Annotated in this window: 18 protein-coding genes; 6 read left to right on the top strand and 12 right to left on the bottom strand. The window is 66.6% G+C overall.

The features are described 5' to 3' along the window. Positions 1 to 39: 39 nt before the first annotated feature. The 5 genes from VKF82_07265 to VKF82_07245 are packed head-to-tail and all read left to right on the top strand — an operon-like array spanning position 40 to position 2710. A complete protein-coding gene (locus VKF82_07265; GenBank protein ID HME81861.1) occupies positions 40 to 678 on the top strand; it encodes a flagellar hook basal-body protein in 639 nt (212 codons plus the stop codon). Beyond that, the gene (locus tag VKF82_07260) at positions 675 to 1409 is read left to right on the top strand and encodes a flagellar hook-basal body protein (GenBank protein HME81860.1); all 735 of its coding nucleotides are present in this window, start codon (positions 675 to 677) and stop codon (positions 1407 to 1409) included. The genes VKF82_07265 and VKF82_07260 overlap by 4 nt, the downstream gene beginning before the upstream one ends. A 4-nt stretch (positions 1410 to 1413) precedes the next feature. Next, a complete protein-coding gene (locus tag VKF82_07255; GenBank protein HME81859.1) occupies positions 1414 to 1662 on the top strand; it encodes a hypothetical protein in 249 nt (82 codons plus the stop codon). Then, positions 1659 to 2423 (top strand): sigma-70 family RNA polymerase sigma factor, encoded by a 765-nt coding sequence (locus VKF82_07250; protein HME81858.1) that lies wholly within the window; start codon positions 1659 to 1661, stop codon positions 2421 to 2423. Before VKF82_07255 ends, VKF82_07250 begins: the two co-directional genes overlap by 4 nt. Then, positions 2420 to 2710 (top strand): hypothetical protein, encoded by a 291-nt coding sequence (locus VKF82_07245; GenBank protein HME81857.1) that lies wholly within the window; start codon positions 2420 to 2422, stop codon positions 2708 to 2710. The genes VKF82_07250 and VKF82_07245 overlap by 4 nt, the downstream gene beginning before the upstream one ends. Positions 2711 to 2717: 7 nt before the next feature. Here VKF82_07245 and VKF82_07240 read toward each other — a convergent pair whose 3' ends face one another. Genes VKF82_07240 through VKF82_07210 form a run of 7 tightly spaced genes read right to left on the bottom strand, consistent with a single transcriptional unit; the run spans position 2718 to position 7853 of the window. Further along, positions 2718 to 3245, bottom strand: coding sequence for a DivIVA domain-containing protein (locus tag VKF82_07240; GenBank protein ID HME81856.1), 528 nt, complete (start codon positions 3243 to 3245; stop codon positions 2718 to 2720). 14 nt (positions 3246 to 3259) lie between these two features. Next, positions 3260 to 3661, bottom strand: a complete 402-nt coding sequence (gene sepF, locus VKF82_07235; GenBank protein ID HME81855.1) for a cell division protein SepF — start codon at positions 3659 to 3661, stop codon at positions 3260 to 3262. Between the two features lie 5 nt (positions 3662 to 3666). Continuing rightward, the gene (locus VKF82_07230) at positions 3667 to 4386 is read right to left on the bottom strand and encodes a YggS family pyridoxal phosphate-dependent enzyme (GenBank protein ID HME81854.1); all 720 of its coding nucleotides are present in this window, start codon (positions 4384 to 4386) and stop codon (positions 3667 to 3669) included. 30 nt (positions 4387 to 4416) lie between these two features. Further along, complete coding sequence (gene tgt / locus VKF82_07225; GenBank protein ID HME81853.1) at positions 4417 to 5544, bottom strand: tRNA guanosine(34) transglycosylase Tgt; 1128 nt, start codon at positions 5542 to 5544, stop codon at positions 4417 to 4419. Then, a complete protein-coding gene (locus VKF82_07220; protein ID HME81852.1) occupies positions 5541 to 6515 on the bottom strand; it encodes an RluA family pseudouridine synthase in 975 nt (324 codons plus the stop codon). Before VKF82_07220 ends, tgt begins: the two co-directional genes overlap by 4 nt. After that, complete coding sequence (lspA, locus tag VKF82_07215) at positions 6512 to 7030, bottom strand: signal peptidase II (protein ID HME81851.1); 519 nt, start codon at positions 7028 to 7030, stop codon at positions 6512 to 6514. The genes VKF82_07220 and lspA overlap by 4 nt, the downstream gene beginning before the upstream one ends. 13 nt (positions 7031 to 7043) lie before the next feature. Further along, positions 7044 to 7853 (bottom strand): cytochrome c biogenesis protein CcdA, encoded by an 810-nt coding sequence (locus VKF82_07210; GenBank protein HME81850.1) that lies wholly within the window; start codon positions 7851 to 7853, stop codon positions 7044 to 7046. Between the two features lie 47 nt (positions 7854 to 7900). On the opposite strand from VKF82_07210, the gene lgt reads away from it, so the two are divergent. Next, positions 7901 to 8791 carry a prolipoprotein diacylglyceryl transferase gene (gene lgt, locus VKF82_07205; GenBank protein ID HME81849.1) on the top strand — a complete coding sequence of 297 codons (891 nt, stop codon included), beginning with the start codon at positions 7901 to 7903 and terminating at the stop codon, positions 8789 to 8791. Positions 8792 to 8795: 4 nt separating this feature from the next. Here the strand turns inward: lgt and ileS are convergent, their stop codons facing one another. From ileS to VKF82_07180, 5 genes are all read right to left on the bottom strand, one after another. Continuing rightward, complete coding sequence (ileS, locus tag VKF82_07200) at positions 8796 to 11933, bottom strand: isoleucine--tRNA ligase (GenBank protein ID HME81848.1); 3138 nt, start codon at positions 11931 to 11933, stop codon at positions 8796 to 8798. Then, complete coding sequence (locus VKF82_07195) at positions 11930 to 13078, bottom strand: site-2 protease family protein (GenBank protein HME81847.1); 1149 nt, start codon at positions 13076 to 13078, stop codon at positions 11930 to 11932. The genes ileS and VKF82_07195 overlap by 4 nt, the downstream gene beginning before the upstream one ends. A gap of 13 nt (positions 13079 to 13091) precedes the next feature. Next, entirely contained in the window at positions 13092 to 14207 is a 1116-nt protein-coding gene (csaB, locus tag VKF82_07190) for a polysaccharide pyruvyl transferase CsaB (GenBank protein ID HME81846.1), read from the bottom strand. A 10-nt stretch (positions 14208 to 14217) separates the two neighbouring features. After that, positions 14218 to 16242 (bottom strand): DUF5693 family protein, encoded by a 2025-nt coding sequence (locus VKF82_07185; GenBank protein ID HME81845.1) that lies wholly within the window; start codon positions 16240 to 16242, stop codon positions 14218 to 14220. A gap of 51 nt (positions 16243 to 16293) precedes the next feature. Next, positions 16294 to 16739 (bottom strand): hypothetical protein (locus tag VKF82_07180; GenBank protein HME81844.1); only part of this gene is annotated, 446 nt, incomplete at its 5' end.

Here is a 16739-nt window from a genome sequence, read left to right as displayed (position 1 = left end):
TGCAGCTTCGCGCGCAGCCGGCCCTGACGGAGGCACGCAATGCAACTTCCTAATGCGCTTGCGAGCGCAGCGGCCGGCATGCAGGCGCAGACATCCCGCCTCGACGCCATCGCCGAAAATCTGGCCAACGCGGAGACGCCCGGTTACAGTCCACGGCGATCGGTGGTACGCGGTTTCGGCGAACAGATGCAAAACGCGGTGGTCGCCGCACCGGCCCAAGGAGCGCTGCGCCGCACCGGCGTTCCCACCGACCTGGCCCTGGTCGGTCCCGGTTATTTCGCGGTAGCGGGCACGAGCGGCGTCGAGTACACGCGCGACGGCCGGATGTCGCTCGATGCCGATGGCGCGCTGTGCGACGTGCGCGGCAGACACGTGCTCGGCTCGCTCGGCGCGGTACACCTTCCGCCTGGCGCTGCCATCCACGCGGATGGCCGCGTCTTCTCGCACGGCCGCGTCATCGACCGCCTGCGCATCGTCGACCTCGAAACTGGAAGACCGCAACGCGGGCGTGCGTCAGTCCGCGCGGGCTATCTCGAGGAGTCCGGCGTCGACCCGATCGCGGAGATGACCTCGCTCGTCGCAGCCGAGCGGGCGTTCGAGGCCGACCAGAAAGCGGCGCAGCAGACGGACGAAGCGCTTAAGCGCGCGGTCGTCGAGCTGCCGGCGGTGAAGCCGTGAACCGCGCTTTAGCCGCAGGCGCGTCGGGCATGGCCGCGCAGCAAAACGTGCTCGATATCATCGCCGCCAACCTCTCCAATGTCGACACGCCCGGCTTTCGTGCCGACCGGCCTGAGTTCGCGTCGCTGATCGGTCCCGATGGCCGCGGCATGGGCGCACTATCGCAGCACTCCGTGCGCCTGTTCTCCCAAGGCAAACTCGATGCGACCAGCAACGATTTCGATCTCGCGATCGACGGCCAAGGACTATTCGAAGTGCGAAGCGCCTCCGGCGCCGTCGCCTACACGCGCGCGGGCAACTTCGCTCGCGATGTCGCAGGGATGCTCCGCTTACCCAACAATGCCGCGCTCGCGCACGTCCGCTTGCCGGCCGGCACGCTGTCGGTGACGTTCGATCAAGACGGGCGCATTCACGCACGGGTCGCCGGCAAACCCGCTGCGGTCGACGCCGGACGCATCGGATTGTGCTCGTTTGCGAATCTGTCCGCGCTGCGCCTGGGCGACGACGGTCTGTTCTACGCCTCGCGCGACGCCGGGCCGGTGGTGCGCGGCGCGCCCGACTCGGGCGGCTTCGGCAAGCTGCGCCAGCATTGTCTCGAGCGCGCGAACATCAATGTGGTCAACGCGATGATGTCCGTGCTCGCGGCGCAGCGCGCGTACGAGGCTAACGCGAAAAGCGTGCAGGCCGCCGACGAGATGCTGCGCCTCGCGAACAACCTTGAGCGCGGGTAGCACCGTGGAACCGCGATTGCTCGACGCCTGCCGGCAGTTCGAGGCCGTGATGATCCGCCCGCTGATCGAAAGCATGGGACTCGGCCGAATGCGCGGCTGGGATTCCGATGATGGCGATGCGGGCAGCGGCACCGGCGCGGACGGTCTGATGTATTCGCTGTTCACCGATGCGCTCGCGCTGGCGCTAGCCCGCGACGGCGGTCTTGGGCTGGGTGAAGAGCTCGCGCGTGCATTCGCACCGCGTCAACCATGATCGCGTTTTCATGCACCGCGCTCGATGCGCTTGCCGCCACCCACGCGGCGACGCGCTCGCGCGAGGATCGCGACCGGCTCTGCGAAGCGGCGATGCCGTTAGTCCGGCGCATCGCAATGGTCGTCCGCCGGCGGCTTCCCTCTCACTTCAGCTACGAAGACCTCGTCGGCGACGGCTGCGTCGGCCTGCTGCGCGCGGTCGATCGATACGACCCGGCGTTCGGCGTCTCGTTCGAGTCGTGGGCGGGTCGCATCGTGCGCGGCGCGATGCTCAACGGCTTGCGCCGCATGGATGCGGTGCCCGAACGCGTGCGTCGCGATGCCCGAGCGCTCGAGGAGGCGCGCTGGATCGTCGCGCAACGCACCGGCTACGCGCCGAACGATCGCGAAGCCGCGCGGACCGCCTGTTTGAGCCGATCCAAGCTCGCCGCCGTGCACGAAGCGGGCAAGCACAGCTCGTTGTCGATCGATGGTCCGTCTGCAGGCGCGCAGAGCCCGCCGATCTCCGAGCGCCTGGCCTCGCCTCAATGCGATCCTGCGTCCGAGACCGCCGAGCGCGCGCTGCGAGAGGTCATCGCCACCGCGGTCGATGGCCTGCCACCGCGCGAGCGGTCGATCGTGCTCGCGTTCTACTGCCGCGAAGCGACGTTCGGCGAGATCGGACGCGTGCTCGGCGTGAGCAAGCAACGCGTCTCCCAGCTGCATGGCCGCGCGCTTGCTTTGTTGCGCTCCAAACTCGAGCTGCTGGCGGCTGACATATGAGCGTCGGCCGGCCTCCGGGCACGAATGATCTTGCTCGGGTGCTCACCCACGGCGCCAACGCCCCGGCGGCTCCTGACGCGCCTGAAATCGTGGACGATCATGAGATCGTGCCGGCCGGAGGCCATACCCCCGCTCTCGATCTGATCACGTTGAGCGCTCGCGCATGGTCGCTCGTACGAGCCGGTTTGGCCGTCAGAGCATTCGTCATGACGGCGCTGACGCGCACCTACCGGACGTTAGTGCTTCGCGGCCGGACCGTGATACTGGAGTTCGGCGTGTACCGCTGACGCGGTCTTATGAAGACTCGCGCATGATGATGTCGTGCTCGGTATCCGAGGGCAGCGGGATCGACGGAACCATTCCGCCGTCTCGCGCGGCAGCGACCTCTTCGTCGAGCAGCGCGCTGTGGCGCGCCAAGAACGCCCGTAGATTCTGTTTGACCGCGGCCACCTGATCGTTGTGGCGCTGCAGCTCGCGCTTGGCATCGGCGATGTGCGTGCGCACGTCCGCCAACACCTGTTCGAGGTCGAGTTTGGCGCTCTGCTTGACGAGATCGGCTTCTTTGTGGGCTGAGGCCTTGACCTCGTCGGCCGTGCGCTGCGCGAGCACCAGGGCGCTCTGAAGGCTCTCCTCCATCGCCTTGTACTGCGCGACTTTCTCCTGCAGCTCGCCCACGCGCGCCTCGAGCTTGGCGCGCTCGTCGATCTCGACCTCGAGCGTCTCGATGATCTCGTCGAGGAACGAGTCTACCTCTTCGCGCGCGTACCCCTGCAGCGCTTTCTTGAACTGCTTGTGCTGGATGTCGACTGGTGTGATCTTCATGGCCTGCTCTCCGGCTACCACGCCTCGTACGAGCCGCCCACAGCCTGCTCCGGTTCTTTGGAGTTGACCTGGACGTTGCTCGGCACGAAGAGGAAGATTCCCTCGGACAGGCGCTGCATCTTGCCGTCGAGCGTATAGACGACCCCGCTGAGGAAGTCGATGACGCGCTGCGACAGCGCCCGGTCCGCGCCCACGAGGTTGACGACGACGAGCAAGCGGGCGCGCAGGTTGTCCGCGATGTCCGTCACCTCCTCGTACTGCCTGGGGTGGAAGACGGACACGCCGATCCGGCGCGCGCCGCGCGCGTCGTTGATCGGGACGACTTTGGGCTTGCCTTCGTCGTCGAACAGGTCATCCTCGAACTCGTCGGAGTCCCTGAACCCGATCGAGTTGACGATGCTCGACCAAACACCCATGAGCGTTATACCTTGCCTTTCGCGGGGCGCTGCCCGAACAACGCGGTGCCCACGCGCACCATCGTCGCACCGCTGGCCACCGCCGCTTCGAGATCTCCCGACATGCCCATCGAGAGCAGATCGACCGCGCGATGCGCGCGCGCGAGCTCGTCGTACGCTGCCGCCGCGTGTTTGAACGCCGCCGGCGACTGCGACGTGTCGGCCGGGCCTACCGCCATGACGCCGCGCAGACGCAGATGCGCCAACGCCGCCAATTCGTTGCCCAGCATCCCGACCTGTTCGGGTGCGACACCGTTGCGGTCATCATGCGCGACGTTGACCTGGATCAAGACGTCGAGCGTCTTGCCCGCCTCGCGTGCGCCGCGGTCGAGCGCGTGGCCGAGCTCGATGCCGTCGATGGTCTGGACGACATCGAACAAAGCCGCGATCTTGCGCGCCTTGTTGCTTTGGATCCGGCCGATGAAATGGCGCGTGCAGCGCGAAGGCCAGACGACGCGGGCGAATTTCGCCTGCGCTTCCTGGTAATAGTTCTCGCCGATATCTGCGATATTCGCCTCGATAGCCGCCTCGATCGCCTCCGGCCCGAAGCCTTTGGTGACTGCAAGGACGCGGACTGCGGATGCGTCCCTGCCGGCGAGCGCGCACGCCCGTTCGATTCGTCCGCGCAGCTCCCGCAGGGCCCGCGCGACATCCCGAACCGGCGCACCGGCTTCGGCATCACTCACACGTTCGATTCGTTCCAAGGTGCGGGCCAGTTATCCTTCGGCCGGCTTCGCGCCCAGCGACTCCATCACGCCGGTCCGCCAGTTCGAAAAACGGCCGTCGATGATCGCCGCGCGCGCCGCCGCGCTCAACTGCTCCAACATCCACACGTTGTGCAGGCTCACCAGCCGCGGCGCGAGCGATTCGTTCGCGCGGAAGCAATGCGCGAGATATGCGCGCGAGAAGCGTTTGCAGGTCGGGCACGAGCAGGCCGGATCAAGCGGCCCGAAGTCAGTCGTATAGCGGGCGTTGCGCAGGTTCAGTCGGCCGCCGGCCGTGAGCGCGAGCGCGTGCCGGGCGCTGCGCGTCGGATACACGCAGTCGAACATGTCCACGCCGCGGCCGATGCACGCGAGCATATCTTCAGGCGTGCCGACCCCCATGACGTAGCGCGGCTTGCCGGCCGGCAGCTGCGCCGCGGCGATCTCGACCATCTCGAGGCCGCGGCTCTTGGCTTCGCCGACCCACAGCCCGCCGATCGCATAGCCTGGAAAATCGAGCGCCGCCAGCGCGCGCGCGTTCTCGCGGCGCAACGCCTCGAACGTCGAGCCTTGGACGATGGCGAAGGTCAGCTGATCGTCGCGGGTGCGCGCGCGTTTGGCGCGCTCGGCCCAGCGCAGTGTCCGCTGCGCCGCTTCGCGCGCGCGCGACTCGTCCACGCCGGCCGGCGCGACGTCGTCAAGCACCATCGCGATGTCGCTGCCGAGGCGCTCTTGCAGCCGCACCACCGACTCCGGCGTGAAGGTGTGGCGCGTGCCGTCGAGATGCGACGCGAAGTGATAGCCTTCGTCGTCGACCGACCCGAGCGTCGCGAGCGAGAACACCTGAAAGCCGCCGCTGTCGGTGAGGATCGCACCGGGCCAGCTCATGAACGCGTGCAGTCCGCCGGCGCGTTCGATCACCTCAGCGCCGGGTCGCAGATACAGATGATAGGCGTTGGCCAGCACGATGTGTGCGCCGCTGGCCACCAGCTCGTCGGGCGTCAGGCCCTTGACGCTGGCTTGCGTGCCGACGGGCATGAAGATAGGCGTCTGCACATCGCCGTGCGCCGTGCGCAGCGTGCCGGCTCGGGCGGCGCCGTCGGTGGCCTCGAGCGTGAAGGCGCCCACGCTGACGTTCATGGCGCGCCGCCCGTGCGGATCCGCGCGACAAGCGCCGCGAAATCGTCGGGCCACGGCGCATCGAACGACAACGGCGCGCCGCTCACGGGGTGCACGAAGCGCAACCTCGCGGCATGCAGCGCCTGGCGCTCGATCCCCAGGCCGGGATAGCCTGCCCCGTAGATCGGATCGCCGACAATCGGGTGGCCGATCGCCGCGCAGTGGACGCGGATCTGATGCGTGCGCCCCGTCTCCAGCGTCACGCGCAACAGCGCCGCCCGAGCTGCCTTCGAGCGGTCGAGTTTGCTCGACCGAGCAGAGCGCTGCGGCCCGACCTCGTACGTCTCGACCGTCCGATAATGCGTGACCGCGGGTTTGCCTTCGTGCCGTACCGCGAAGCGTGTGCGCGACGCGGGATCACGCGCGAGCGGCGCGTCGATCGAGCCGCTGTCCGCCGGCGGCACGCCCCAGACGACGGCGTCGTATTCGCGTTCGACGTGGTGCGCGGCGATCGCAGCGGACAGCGCGCGCATCGCGCGCTCGCTTTTCGCGACGACGAGCAAACCCGAGGTGTCTTTGTCGAGGCGATGCACGATGCCGGGGCGCGCCGAGTCGCCGAGCGCGGGCAGCGAGCCCATGCGCGCGAGCAGCGCGTTGACGAGCGTTCCCGACCGGCTGCCCGGCGCGGGATGCGTCGCCATGCCGGCGGGCTTGTCGACGACCGCGATATCGGCGTCGTCGTACAGGATGGCGAGCGGGATGTTCTCTGGTCCGGGTTCGCGGACGCCGCGATCGGGCACGACCGCTTCGACGCGTTCGCCCGGCTTGAGGTGATGCGCCGGTTTGGCCGGACGGCCGTCGATGCGCACCATACCGGATCGGATCAGCGCGGACATCTCGGCGCGCGAGCGCTGCGTGCGTGTCGCCAGCACCGCGTCCAAGCGCCCGCCCGCCTCGGTGTCCGTCGCCGTGAACGCGACGGTCTGGCTCACGGCTCCGCTGGACTGCGTTCGGACAGCGGCGGGGACACGGCTTGCGCGGCCGGCGCGGCGGCGGCTTGCTGTCTGCGTTCGTGCACCAGGATGCGCAGCAGCAGCAAGGCCACGCCGATGGTGATCGATGAATCGGCTACGTTGAAAACCGGATAGCCGGTCGTCTTGAAATCGATGAAGTCGATGACGTAGCCGAGGCGCACGCGATCGAGGATATTCCCGACGGCGCCGCCGAGTATCAGGCCGAACGCCGTGTGGGTGAGCAGCGTCGCGCCTTCCTGGCGGTACCAGTAATAGAACACCAACACGACCGCCAAGGCGAAGCCGGCCAAGAGCAGCGGGTGCGAGCCGAACATCCCGAACGCACCGCGGTGGTTCTGCACGTAGGTGAGCCACAGCACGTGCGGTATGACGATGCGGCTCTCATCGGGCAAGAAGTGCGTCGCGATGGCGTGTTTGGTGAGTTGGTCGAGCCCGACGACGAGCGCTGCCACCAAGAAGAACACGAACGACATGTCGCTGACGGTTCTACGCGGATGCAGGCCTGACCTCATACGCGTCCACCAGCGTTTCAAGCCTGCGCCCCGTGAGCAGCGAGATGTACGCGGGCACGAGCGGCAGCACGCACGGCGAGATGAAGGATACGACGCCGGCGAGGAACACGGCCCCAAAGGTGAGCGCGCCGCCGCCGAGGTCCGGCCCCGTGCCGACGTTGGCGAGCGCGGGAAATTCTTTGTACAGGAAACCGGTGAAGCGCAAGAACGAATTGGTGACGAGGATGAGACCCATGCCGATCACGATCGTGCCGGCGACGATCTCGATGGCGTGCAGATATCGTCTGAAGCGTTTGAGAACGGGCAGCACGTAGTTGAGCGCTAGTCCGGTCAAGATGAACGGGATCCCCAAGCCGAGCGAATAGACGAGCAGATACGCCACGCCGAGCCCGACGCTGCTCGTGCTGCCTGCGAGCGCGATCACAGCCGCGAGCACCGGCCCGATGCACGGCGACCAGCCGGCCGCAAAGCCGATCCCTGCCACCAGTGTCGCAGGATACGACGTGGAGGTGTGCGCGAAATGCAAACGCTTATCCATAGCGAGGAATGGGATGCGGAACAGGCCCATCATGTTGAGTCCGAGAAGGATGATGACGACGCCGATGACGCGCGCGATGAGCACTTGGTGCTCTTTGAACAGCGCGCCGAGCGCGCTCGCCGACGCACCGGCCAGCACGAAGACCAGCGTGAACCCCAGCACGAACACGATCGAGTGCGCGAGGAGTTCTCGCCGGACTGAGATGGGAGCTGGCGCGGATTCGACGGATCCGGCGGCGGTGCTCATCGGGCGTGGTTCCTTGTAGACGCTCGGGTCGGTCCGGAGGTGATTGATTGCTCGCCGTTCTTCTCGATGCCGGTCACTGGTTCTCGTATCCGCACATCGATCCGGTCGCGATCCATATCCACGGGGATTTCGGGATCCGCTGGTACGGGCTGTCGTATGTTATCGGCGCCCTGCTCGTCTACCTCCAGTTGCAGAGCAAGAGCAGCCGCGCGCGCACGGGACTGACCGTCGAACAGGCGCAGGAATTCATCGTCTATACGATGATCGGCATCATCATCGGCGGCCGGCTCTTCTTCCTCGTCGCCGATATGCTCACGCCGCTTTCAGCCGGCGGCCATTCGCTGGATTATTATCTCGCCAACCCGCTGCAGATCATCGCGATCTGGACCGGCGGCATGGCGTTCCACGGCGGACTCATCGGCGGTATCGCGGGCGCGGCCATCTACGTGAACCATATCAAACTGTCCATCTGGAAAGTGCTCGACGAGGCGGTGCTGTGGCTGCCGGTCGCGATCTTCCTGACTCGCTGCACGAACTTCATCAACGACGAGTTGCCAGGCCGCGTGACCGGCTCGCCGATCGGCATCCTGTTCCCCGGAGTCCCTGGCTACCGCTACCCCTCGCAGCTGTTCGAAGGCATCGGCATGGTGCTCGTCGTGCTGCCGCTGGTGTGGTTCATCCGCTCGCGGCCCGACTTCTTCCGGCCGGGTGCGGTCTTTTGGTCGTTCATCGCCGGCTACGGACTGGTGCGCACGATCGTCGAATTCTATCGCGAGCCGGGCATCATTCTGTTCGGCTTGACGGGCGCGCAGTATCTGACCATTGCGATGGTGATCCTGGGCGTCGTGATGATCTGGCTCGGGCAGCAGCAGCCGATGCCGACCGCAGCCGCGGTCAAAAAGCCCGCGGCCGCCGGCAAGCCGGCGTCGAAGGCGTAGTCCCTCAGCTCACCTTGCGCACGGTGACCGCGAGCGACTCTGCGCGGACCACCTCGACCTTGACGGCCAATGTCTGCTCCATGATGTACTCGCGCCAGGCGTCGACCGCCGCCTCGTAATCCGCGTCAGCCGCGATGGTGACGGAGATCCGATCGCTGATGTGCAGCGCGGCGTGCTTGCGCGCGTCCTGCACCGCGCGCACGACCTCGCGCGCGAGCCCTTCTTTCATGAGATTCTCGTCCACGCGCGTGTCCAGCGCGACGAGCATGCCGTTGGATTCGGCTGACGCCAGACCGCGGGCCGACTTGCTGTCGACGAGCACATCGTCAGGCCCGAGCGAAAAGGTCTCGCCGCTAGCCGAGACGTCGAAGGTGCGGCCTTCAGCGGCCGCTATGGCGATCTCGCGCGCATCGACGGTGGCGAGCGCTTTGCGCAGCGCGGCCAGCTTGTTGCCATAGCGCGGACCCAAGCGCGGCAGGTTCGGACGGATGGCATATTCGATGAAGGCAGCGTCCAGCCCGACGACTTGCAGTTCCTTGACGTTGAGCTCTTCGAGCACGAGAGCTCGGAAGCGCGTCAGCGCGGCACCGTCGGCGGCCGAGCGCGGACGCACGTACGCGATCGGCAGCGGCTGGCGGGTCTTGATCTTGGCCGCGGCACGCACCTGGCGCCCGAGGTCCACCGTCTCCTGGGCGACGCGCATCGCCGCCACCAGCGCCGCGTCGACTCGTTCTTGCTGCGCCTGCGGCCAGGGCACCAGATGCACGCTCTCCGGCGCCTGCTTGTCGAGCGATCGCACGAGCATCTGATACACCGATTCCGCCAGCATGGGCGCGAACGGCGCCACAAGCAGGCCGATCGCGTAGAGCGACTCGTACAGCGTGCGATACGCGGCCGCTTTGTCGGCGCCTGTGCCGGACGCCCAGAAGCGGTCGCGCGACAGGCGCACGTACCAGTTGGACAGCTCGTCCACGAAGCTCTCGATCGCGCGCGCCGCGCCTTGCGCATCGTACAGCTCGAGGCGCCGGGTCACATCCGCGGTCAGCTCGGTCAGCCGCGCCGCCGCCCAGCGGTCCATGTCCGGCCGTTGGCGCAGCGGCACATCGGCGGGGATGCCGATCGCGTCATCGTTCGCGTATAGCGTGAAGAAGTTGACCGTGCTCCATAGTGTGTTGAACAAGGCGTGCGTGCCTTCGCGGACCAGCTCAACCGAGGCGCGCTTGGCCACGCCCGGCGGGCTCGACGCGAAGAAGTACCAGCGCAGCGCGTCTGCGCCGAGCGCATCGAACACCTCCCATGGATCGAGCACATTGCCTTTGCTCTTGCTCATCTTCTCGCCGCGCTCGTCCACGACATGGCCGAGACAGACGACGTTGCGATAGGCCGGCGCCGCGAAGCGTTGCGGATCCAAGGCGTTGAGCATGGTGCCGATGGCGTGCAAGCTGTAGAACCAGCCGCGCGTCTGATCGACCGCCTCGCAGATGAAATCGGCAGGATAGAAGCGCGCGAACTGCTCCCCGTTCTCGAAAGGATAATGCCACTGCGCGTACGGCATCGAGCCGGAATCGAACCATGCGTCGATCACTTCGGGCACGCGCCGGTATTCGCGCCCCTCGTGCATGAATGTGATCTCGTCGATCGCCGGCCGATGCAGATCGAGCTCCGAGAGGTCGCGCCCGGCGCGATCCGAGAGCTCTTTGACGGAACCGATGCAGATGTGGTCCGAGCCGTCCGTCCACAACGGCAGCGGCGTGCCCCAGAAGCGCTCGCGCGACAGCGCCCAGTCGACGTTGTTCTCCAGCCAGTTGCCGAAACGGCCCTGCTTGACGTTCTCCGGCACCCAGTTGATGACGTCGTTGTTCGCGAGCAGCTGCGTCTTGAACTCGGTCGTGCGGATGAACCACGCGGTCTTGGCGATATAGAGCAGCGGGTCGTCGGTGCGCCAGCCGAACGGATACGTATGCCGGATCGTGCCGGAACGGAACATCAAGCCGCGCTGCTTGAGGTCGGCGATGATCGGCGGATCCGCGTCCTTGAAGAACGCGCCGGCTGCGACCGCCACCTCGGACACGACGTGCCCCGTGTAGTCGACGCTGTAATAGATAGGGAGATCGCACGATTTGCCCAGCGCCAGATCGTCCGGGCCGTACGCCGGGGCGACGTGCACGATGCCGGTCCCGTCCTCGGTGGTCACGAACGGCGCGGGGATGACGTAGTAGCGGTCCTTCTCGCTGACGCAATAGTCGTACGGCGGCGCGTAGCGCGTGCCGGCAAGCTCGCGGCCGCTCACGCGCCGGACGACCGCCGCTTCATCGTCACCGAACACTTTTGAGATCAGCGGCTCGGCGACGATGAGCTTTTCGCCTTCCCGCTCTACGACCGCATAGGTGACGTCGGGATGCACGGCGAGCGCCATGTTCGCAGGCAGCGTCCACGGAGTCGTCGTCCACGCGAGGAACGAGGTCGTCGGATCGTCCTTGAGCCGGAAACGCACGTACACCGACGGGTCGTCGGTCTCGCGATAGCCGAGCGCGACCTCCGCGTCCGATAACGTCGCGCCGATGCGCGGGTCGTATGGCACGGACTTATAGTCCTGTTGGATGAGTCCGCGATCCCACAGCTGCTTGAGCAGCCACCACACCGTTTCGATGTAGCTGTTGTCGAGCGTGACATACGGGTGTTCGAGATCGGTCCAGTACGCCATGCGCATGGTCATGCTGTTCCAGTCGCTGACGTAGCGATATACGCTTTCGCGACAGCGCCGGTTGAACTCGGCGATGCCGACCTCGGCCTCGAGCCGGCTCTTGTCCAGGATGCCGATCTCTTTTTCGACCTGATGCTCGACCGGCAACCCGTGCGTATCCCAACCCGCCTTGCGCAGGGCGAAATGCCCGCGCATGGTCCAAAAGCGCGGATACAAGTCCTTGAAGGCGCGCGCCAGCACGTGATGGACGCCGGGCTTGCCGTTGGCCGTCGGCGGACCTTCGAACATCACATAAGGTGCGCCGCGCTTGGTCTGCTCCAGCGAGCGTTCGAAGATCTTCGCATCGCGCCAGAACTCCAACACCCCAAGTTCGCGCGCCGGCGCGTCGGGCAGCATGCCGGGGGTGGGGAACAGCTTGTCTCCGATCGGCTCGATCACGTCGCTGTCGCCGCCGTGGCCGCCGCCGTCGTTCGATCGCGCAGCGCCGAGAAGATGATGTCCTCGGACACCACGCCGGTCAGTTCGCCGTTCTCGAACACCGGCAAGCTGCGGGCGCCGCTCTTGGCCAGCGCGGCGAGCGCATCGCTGGCCGGCGCGTCCACGCTGAGGGCGGGCATCTTCGCGGCTGGGGTCATGATCGCACGCACCGGCGTATGCGGCCACAGACCCGGCGGCACGCTGCCGGTGTCGCGCGGATTCACCAGACCGACGAATGCGCCGTTATCGACCACCGGATAACCGGTCCGATTCCCGTCCGATACTTCGGCGACAAACGATGTGAGCGGCGCGTCCGCAGCCACGGGGATGAGCGTGCGCGCCATGCAATCGTCGACGGACATGCGCTCAAGCGCAAGGCTTATGCGCGCCTGTTTGCCGCTGGCGACGGCGGCCTGAAGCAAGAACAGCGCGATCAGCACGAGCCAGATGCCGTTCCACATCTTATTGAACGCCATGAACGCGCCGGCCACGATCAACAGCGCCGCCACAACGGCGCTGACCGTGCTGGCCATGCCGGTCGCACGGGCCTGGCTGCCCGTGAATCGCCATAACGCGGCGCGCAGCAAGCGGCCGCCGTCGCTCGGGAAAGCCGGCAATAGATTGAAGATCGCGAGCACGAGATTGGTCACGGCGAGGATCAGGCATAGCGTGTAGACCCAGGACCAGTGTGCGAGACCAGTCGCCTCCGCGAGCGCGCCGAAGACAGCTGCCAGCATGAGGCTGGCTAACGGCCCAGCACCTGCGATCTTGACTTCGTCGGACGGGGTTCCCGGCTCACGCAAGATACTGGCCACGCCGCCGAACAAGAACAGCGTGATGTTGCCGATCGGTACGCCCACACGGCGGGCCACGACGGCATGCGATACCTCATGCAGCACGACGCAGACGAACAGGACCAAGGCGGCTACCATTCCCAGAATGACGGCGTTGCTGGTGGGGATCGGCATGTTGTGCGAGTCTGCGATAAGGCGCGCGAACCTCATCGATGCAAATGCGGACAACGCATAGATCACGATCCAGCTTGGATGGATGGCGATGTCGATGCCGGCGATGCTCCCGACTCGCCAGCTTGAGCGCACGAGCATGGTACCTGCGAGTTTATCTCTCGGACAGCGGCGCGCCTTCGCGTTCGACCAGCGCCTGCAGCCAGTCGAACGCCGCCATCGCGCGGACCTGCATTCCCGGCACCCGCGCGCGCAGATGCTCGCGCAATGCGGGCCTGCGCGACCACCATTGATCCGTCAGCTCCTCGGCCAGGCTCTCGCGCGTGAGCGGCGGCATCGGATACGCCAGTCCCGCGGTCAGCGCTTCGATCTTCGGGTCGTACGGCACCGCGAGGAACGGCACCGCCAGGCGGGCCGCAAGGATCAAGGCATGCAAACGCATCGAGATGACTGCGGAGCAGCGCGACAGCAACGCCGTCATGGTCGCCAGATCGTAGCCGCCGGTGAGCAGCGCCGGCGCGGACTTGCAGCGCCGGATCACCGTGATCGCGGCCTCGGCGTCATGCGGGGGCTGCAAGGGCACGAAGACGACGTGCGCGCCGTGGCGCGAGGCCAGCCGGTCGCACACCGAGACGAGCCGCTCCGTGACCTGGTCGAGGGCCGGACCGCGCCGCACGACGACGGCGACGACGTCGCGCAGGTCGTCGCGCAATCCCTCGCGCACCAACGCGGCGCGCGCTTGCGGCGACTCTGCGGCATCCGCCAAGAAGACCGGATCGGCGCTCAAGCGCACCTCGACGCCCGGAAGCAACGCTTTGAGAGTTCCTTGGCTGAGCTCGTCGCGGACGCACGCAAGATCGACGCGCGCACACGAACGCTTGACGACTTCTCGGCCGAAATAGTTGAGCGGTCCGATGCCTTGCGCGAAGATCGCAGCCTTGCGCCCGGCACGTTTTGCTTCGCGGATGACGCTGGCGTAATACAGCAGGCTGCGCAAACTGGTAGCGCTTTGCAGCAGGCCGCCGCCGCCGCTGACGGTGACGTCGGCGGCGCGCACCGCATCGGAGACGGCGCGCCACGCCATGCGCGGGACCGCTTGCACGCCGTACGTGCGGGCCGTCTGCTCCGGGCTCTCGGACAAGACGACGAGCTCGTCCATCGGGCGGCGGCGGCGCCATTGCTCGACCATGACGTCGAGAATCGCCTCGTCCCCGAAATTGGCGAAGCCGTAGTAGCCGGAGAGCAGCAGGCGCGCCGGCCGGTCGCTCATGCGCGCCTCATCATGGTCCGGGCGCGGGGAGCGCGGTGCGCAGACGCCGGTACAGCCACTGCAGCACGATGCCGATGAGCGCGCCGACCACCAGTCCGTTGAACAGGCGCAGCACGCTGATGATGAGCGGCGTGTGGATATGCGAGAAAGTGTCGAGCACGTCCGAGAGCCCGATACCTGCAGCGATGATGATGATCCAGCCGATCGCGCGGCGATGCGCGGGCAGGAGCGCCGGCAACAGCATCAACGCCGGAAAGCCAAGCAAGAACTCCTTGAAACGCGGGCGCGCCCCCAGCAATGTGGTGAGGAATCCTCGCAGGTGCGTTTCGAAATCCGACACGCCGATATCGGGCTGATTGCCCGAGCGCATCAGCAGGAGCACCGCGCCGCCCGCGAGCGCGAATCCCACCAGCAGTTGCCACAGTTTGACCGGCGCTTCGCCCGCCTGGGCGGGCTTGACCGCATTGCCGAAGAGCGGCGCGAAGGCATACAAGATCAGCAGCGCGATCGGCGGCACGACCAGCAGCGCTTTGACGCCGAAGAACTGTTGGACCTCGAGCATGAACGTGGTCTGCGCGAGCAGGCCCACGACGAATAGGCAGCCCAGCAGGGCCACGCCGACGGCGGTCAGCGTGCAGCGCAATCCGTCTGCCGCGTTCGCCGACCAGGTGTCGCCCGGCGGCGCCGGACCTTTGAAGAAGCGCGCCATCGTCGTGCCCGCAAGCACCGCGAAGGTCAGAGCGCCGCCAAGCGCCCAGACGCGCCGCGTGATGTCGTCGTGCCCGACGGCGCGCAGCCCCCAGAATGCGGCGAGCGTCACCACGTAGCACGTCCAAGCGAACCAATCGCGCGACCAGCCATAGATGTCGAGCAGCAGCAAGAAGCCTGCCGTCACGCCGAGCGCGGCAAGGCAGTAGAGCACGTCGAGCCACAGGCCGCCGAAGTCGACCAGCGTCGACGGGCGGCCGAGATAGAAACCGTTCGCGACCAACCCGTCGCGCAGGCGATGCAGCATCTCGAGGTTCGTCTGCTGCGCGGTGAGCGTCTTGTACGTGCCGTCCTTTTCATGCACTTGCGCGAGGTGCGGGAACGGCCGCAGGTAGACGACGCGGATGTTGCGCTCCCGCACGCCAAGGATGTAACGCGCGATCACCGTGTCAAGATCGAGCTTGTCGAGCTCGAGCCGCGAGATCGCCTGCACGCGCACCGTCAAGCCTGGGATCTTGCGGCCGAGCGTGTCGCCGCCTTTTTGGAACTGCGTCGGATCGTACGCCTCGACGTTGCCGAACAACGCGTGATACTGCGCGTCATAGCGCCGGAATGCGTCCGCGGTCGCGTCGAGGTTGTAGGGGAAGCCGAGCACCTCGTTGCGCAGGCCGAAGAAGATGACCGTGCCGATCGTGTCGCCGGCCAGCATCTGGCGGAAGACGACGTCGATGTGATCGGCATCGAGCCGTTCGTTGTTCTGGACGCGCGGATCGATCAGCAGCCCGAGCGCGTGCGCCTGATCGATGTTCTCCTGCGGTATCCCCAGTCCCAGATTGTTGAAGTAGTCGATCTGCGTGCGCACCTCGAGCAGCGCCGGCATCGTCTGCCGCAGGACGATGACGTTGCGCGGCTCGAGCTGGTTGCGCAGCACGGTGACGTAGCGGTCGAGCGTGGGCCGGTCGAACACGAGGATGTACACCGCGCCGGATTCGAGCGCGTTCGAACGCACGAGCGACGCGAGCAGCGCGTCGGTCAGCGGCGACGTGCGCGCGGCGTCGATGATCTGCTGGCCCGTCTGCGCATAGGCGTGGTCGCCCAGGTTGATGCGGTTGCCGAGCTCTTCGTAGATGGCGAGCGAGGTCAAGCCCGCGGCCTTCATGAGCCGCAACAGGCCGTTCTGATCGTAGCCGTACGCGCTCGTGAAGTCGGCGAGATCCTGCTGATCCATCGAGATCTCGACATACTTGCTGGCATGCTCGTAGCGCAAGCGCACCGCGGCCGCGATGAACGACGCCAGCGCCCCGATGATGACAACAGCAAGAGCCACGCGCTGCATGGCATTCGTGCGCATGGCTCTTCTGGTTTGAGTTCGGCCCGGTTATTGCCTGGTTTTGAGCCGCTCCGCCGCTTCGCGAATTTTCTTCGCGGCGATGTCGAGCGCAGTCGCGACCGAGTCCATCGTCACGCCGGCGATGTGCTCGCCCTTCTCGGCCGCCACGCGCGCGAATTCTTCGGCGCGCTGGCCGAAGCGGCCGCTTTGGAATTGATCGGCGACGTAGTCGCCGGGCCACTGCCACGTTCCGGCGCGATATGCGGTCGCCAACGAATTGGCGCACGTCTGCGGCGTGCCCAGCGTCTCGAGATGCGCGCGGACGATGTCCGCATCGACCGTCCCCGAGCCGGCGGATTGCGCCTTGGCCCAGCAGGCGCTAAGGATGTCGTGATAGAGGCGGTCGGCGACCGCGAGCCGGGTGCTCGGGGCCAGCGGCAACGCGGCGCGCACGCGGTCGACGTAATCGTTGATGATCTCGGTGGCTTCGGGTG

Source organism: Candidatus Eremiobacteraceae bacterium (assembly GCA_035314825.1).
In the GTDB taxonomy this organism is placed as follows: domain Bacteria; phylum Vulcanimicrobiota; class Vulcanimicrobiia; order Eremiobacterales; family Eremiobacteraceae; genus JAFAHD01.
Note: the sequence above shows the minus strand (reverse complement) of the source record. Positions and strands in the feature narration are given on the sequence as shown.

Coding starts and splice junctions, on each gene's coding strand:
- VKF82_07250 (HME81858.1), top strand. CDS start 1,659: ATGATCGCGTTTTCATGCACCGCGCTCGATGCGCTTGCCGCCACCCAC.
- lspA (HME81851.1), bottom strand. CDS start 7,030: ATGTCGTTCGTGTTCTTCTTGGTGGCAGCGCTCGTCGTCGGGCTCGAC.
- VKF82_07265 (HME81861.1), top strand. CDS start 40: ATGCAACTTCCTAATGCGCTTGCGAGCGCAGCGGCCGGCATGCAGGCG.
- tgt (HME81853.1), bottom strand. CDS start 5,544: ATGAACGTCAGCGTGGGCGCCTTCACGCTCGAGGCCACCGACGGCGCC.
- sepF (HME81855.1), bottom strand. CDS start 3,661: ATGGGTGTTTGGTCGAGCATCGTCAACTCGATCGGGTTCAGGGACTCC.
- VKF82_07195 (HME81847.1), bottom strand. CDS start 13,078: ATGCTCGTGCGCTCAAGCTGGCGAGTCGGGAGCATCGCCGGCATCGAC.
- VKF82_07245 (HME81857.1), top strand. CDS start 2,420: ATGAGCGTCGGCCGGCCTCCGGGCACGAATGATCTTGCTCGGGTGCTC.
- VKF82_07210 (HME81850.1), bottom strand. CDS start 7,853: ATGAGCACCGCCGCCGGATCCGTCGAATCCGCGCCAGCTCCCATCTCA.
- VKF82_07240 (HME81856.1), bottom strand. CDS start 3,245: ATGAAGATCACACCAGTCGACATCCAGCACAAGCAGTTCAAGAAAGCG.
- csaB (HME81846.1), bottom strand. CDS start 14,207: ATGAGCGACCGGCCGGCGCGCCTGCTGCTCTCCGGCTACTACGGCTTC.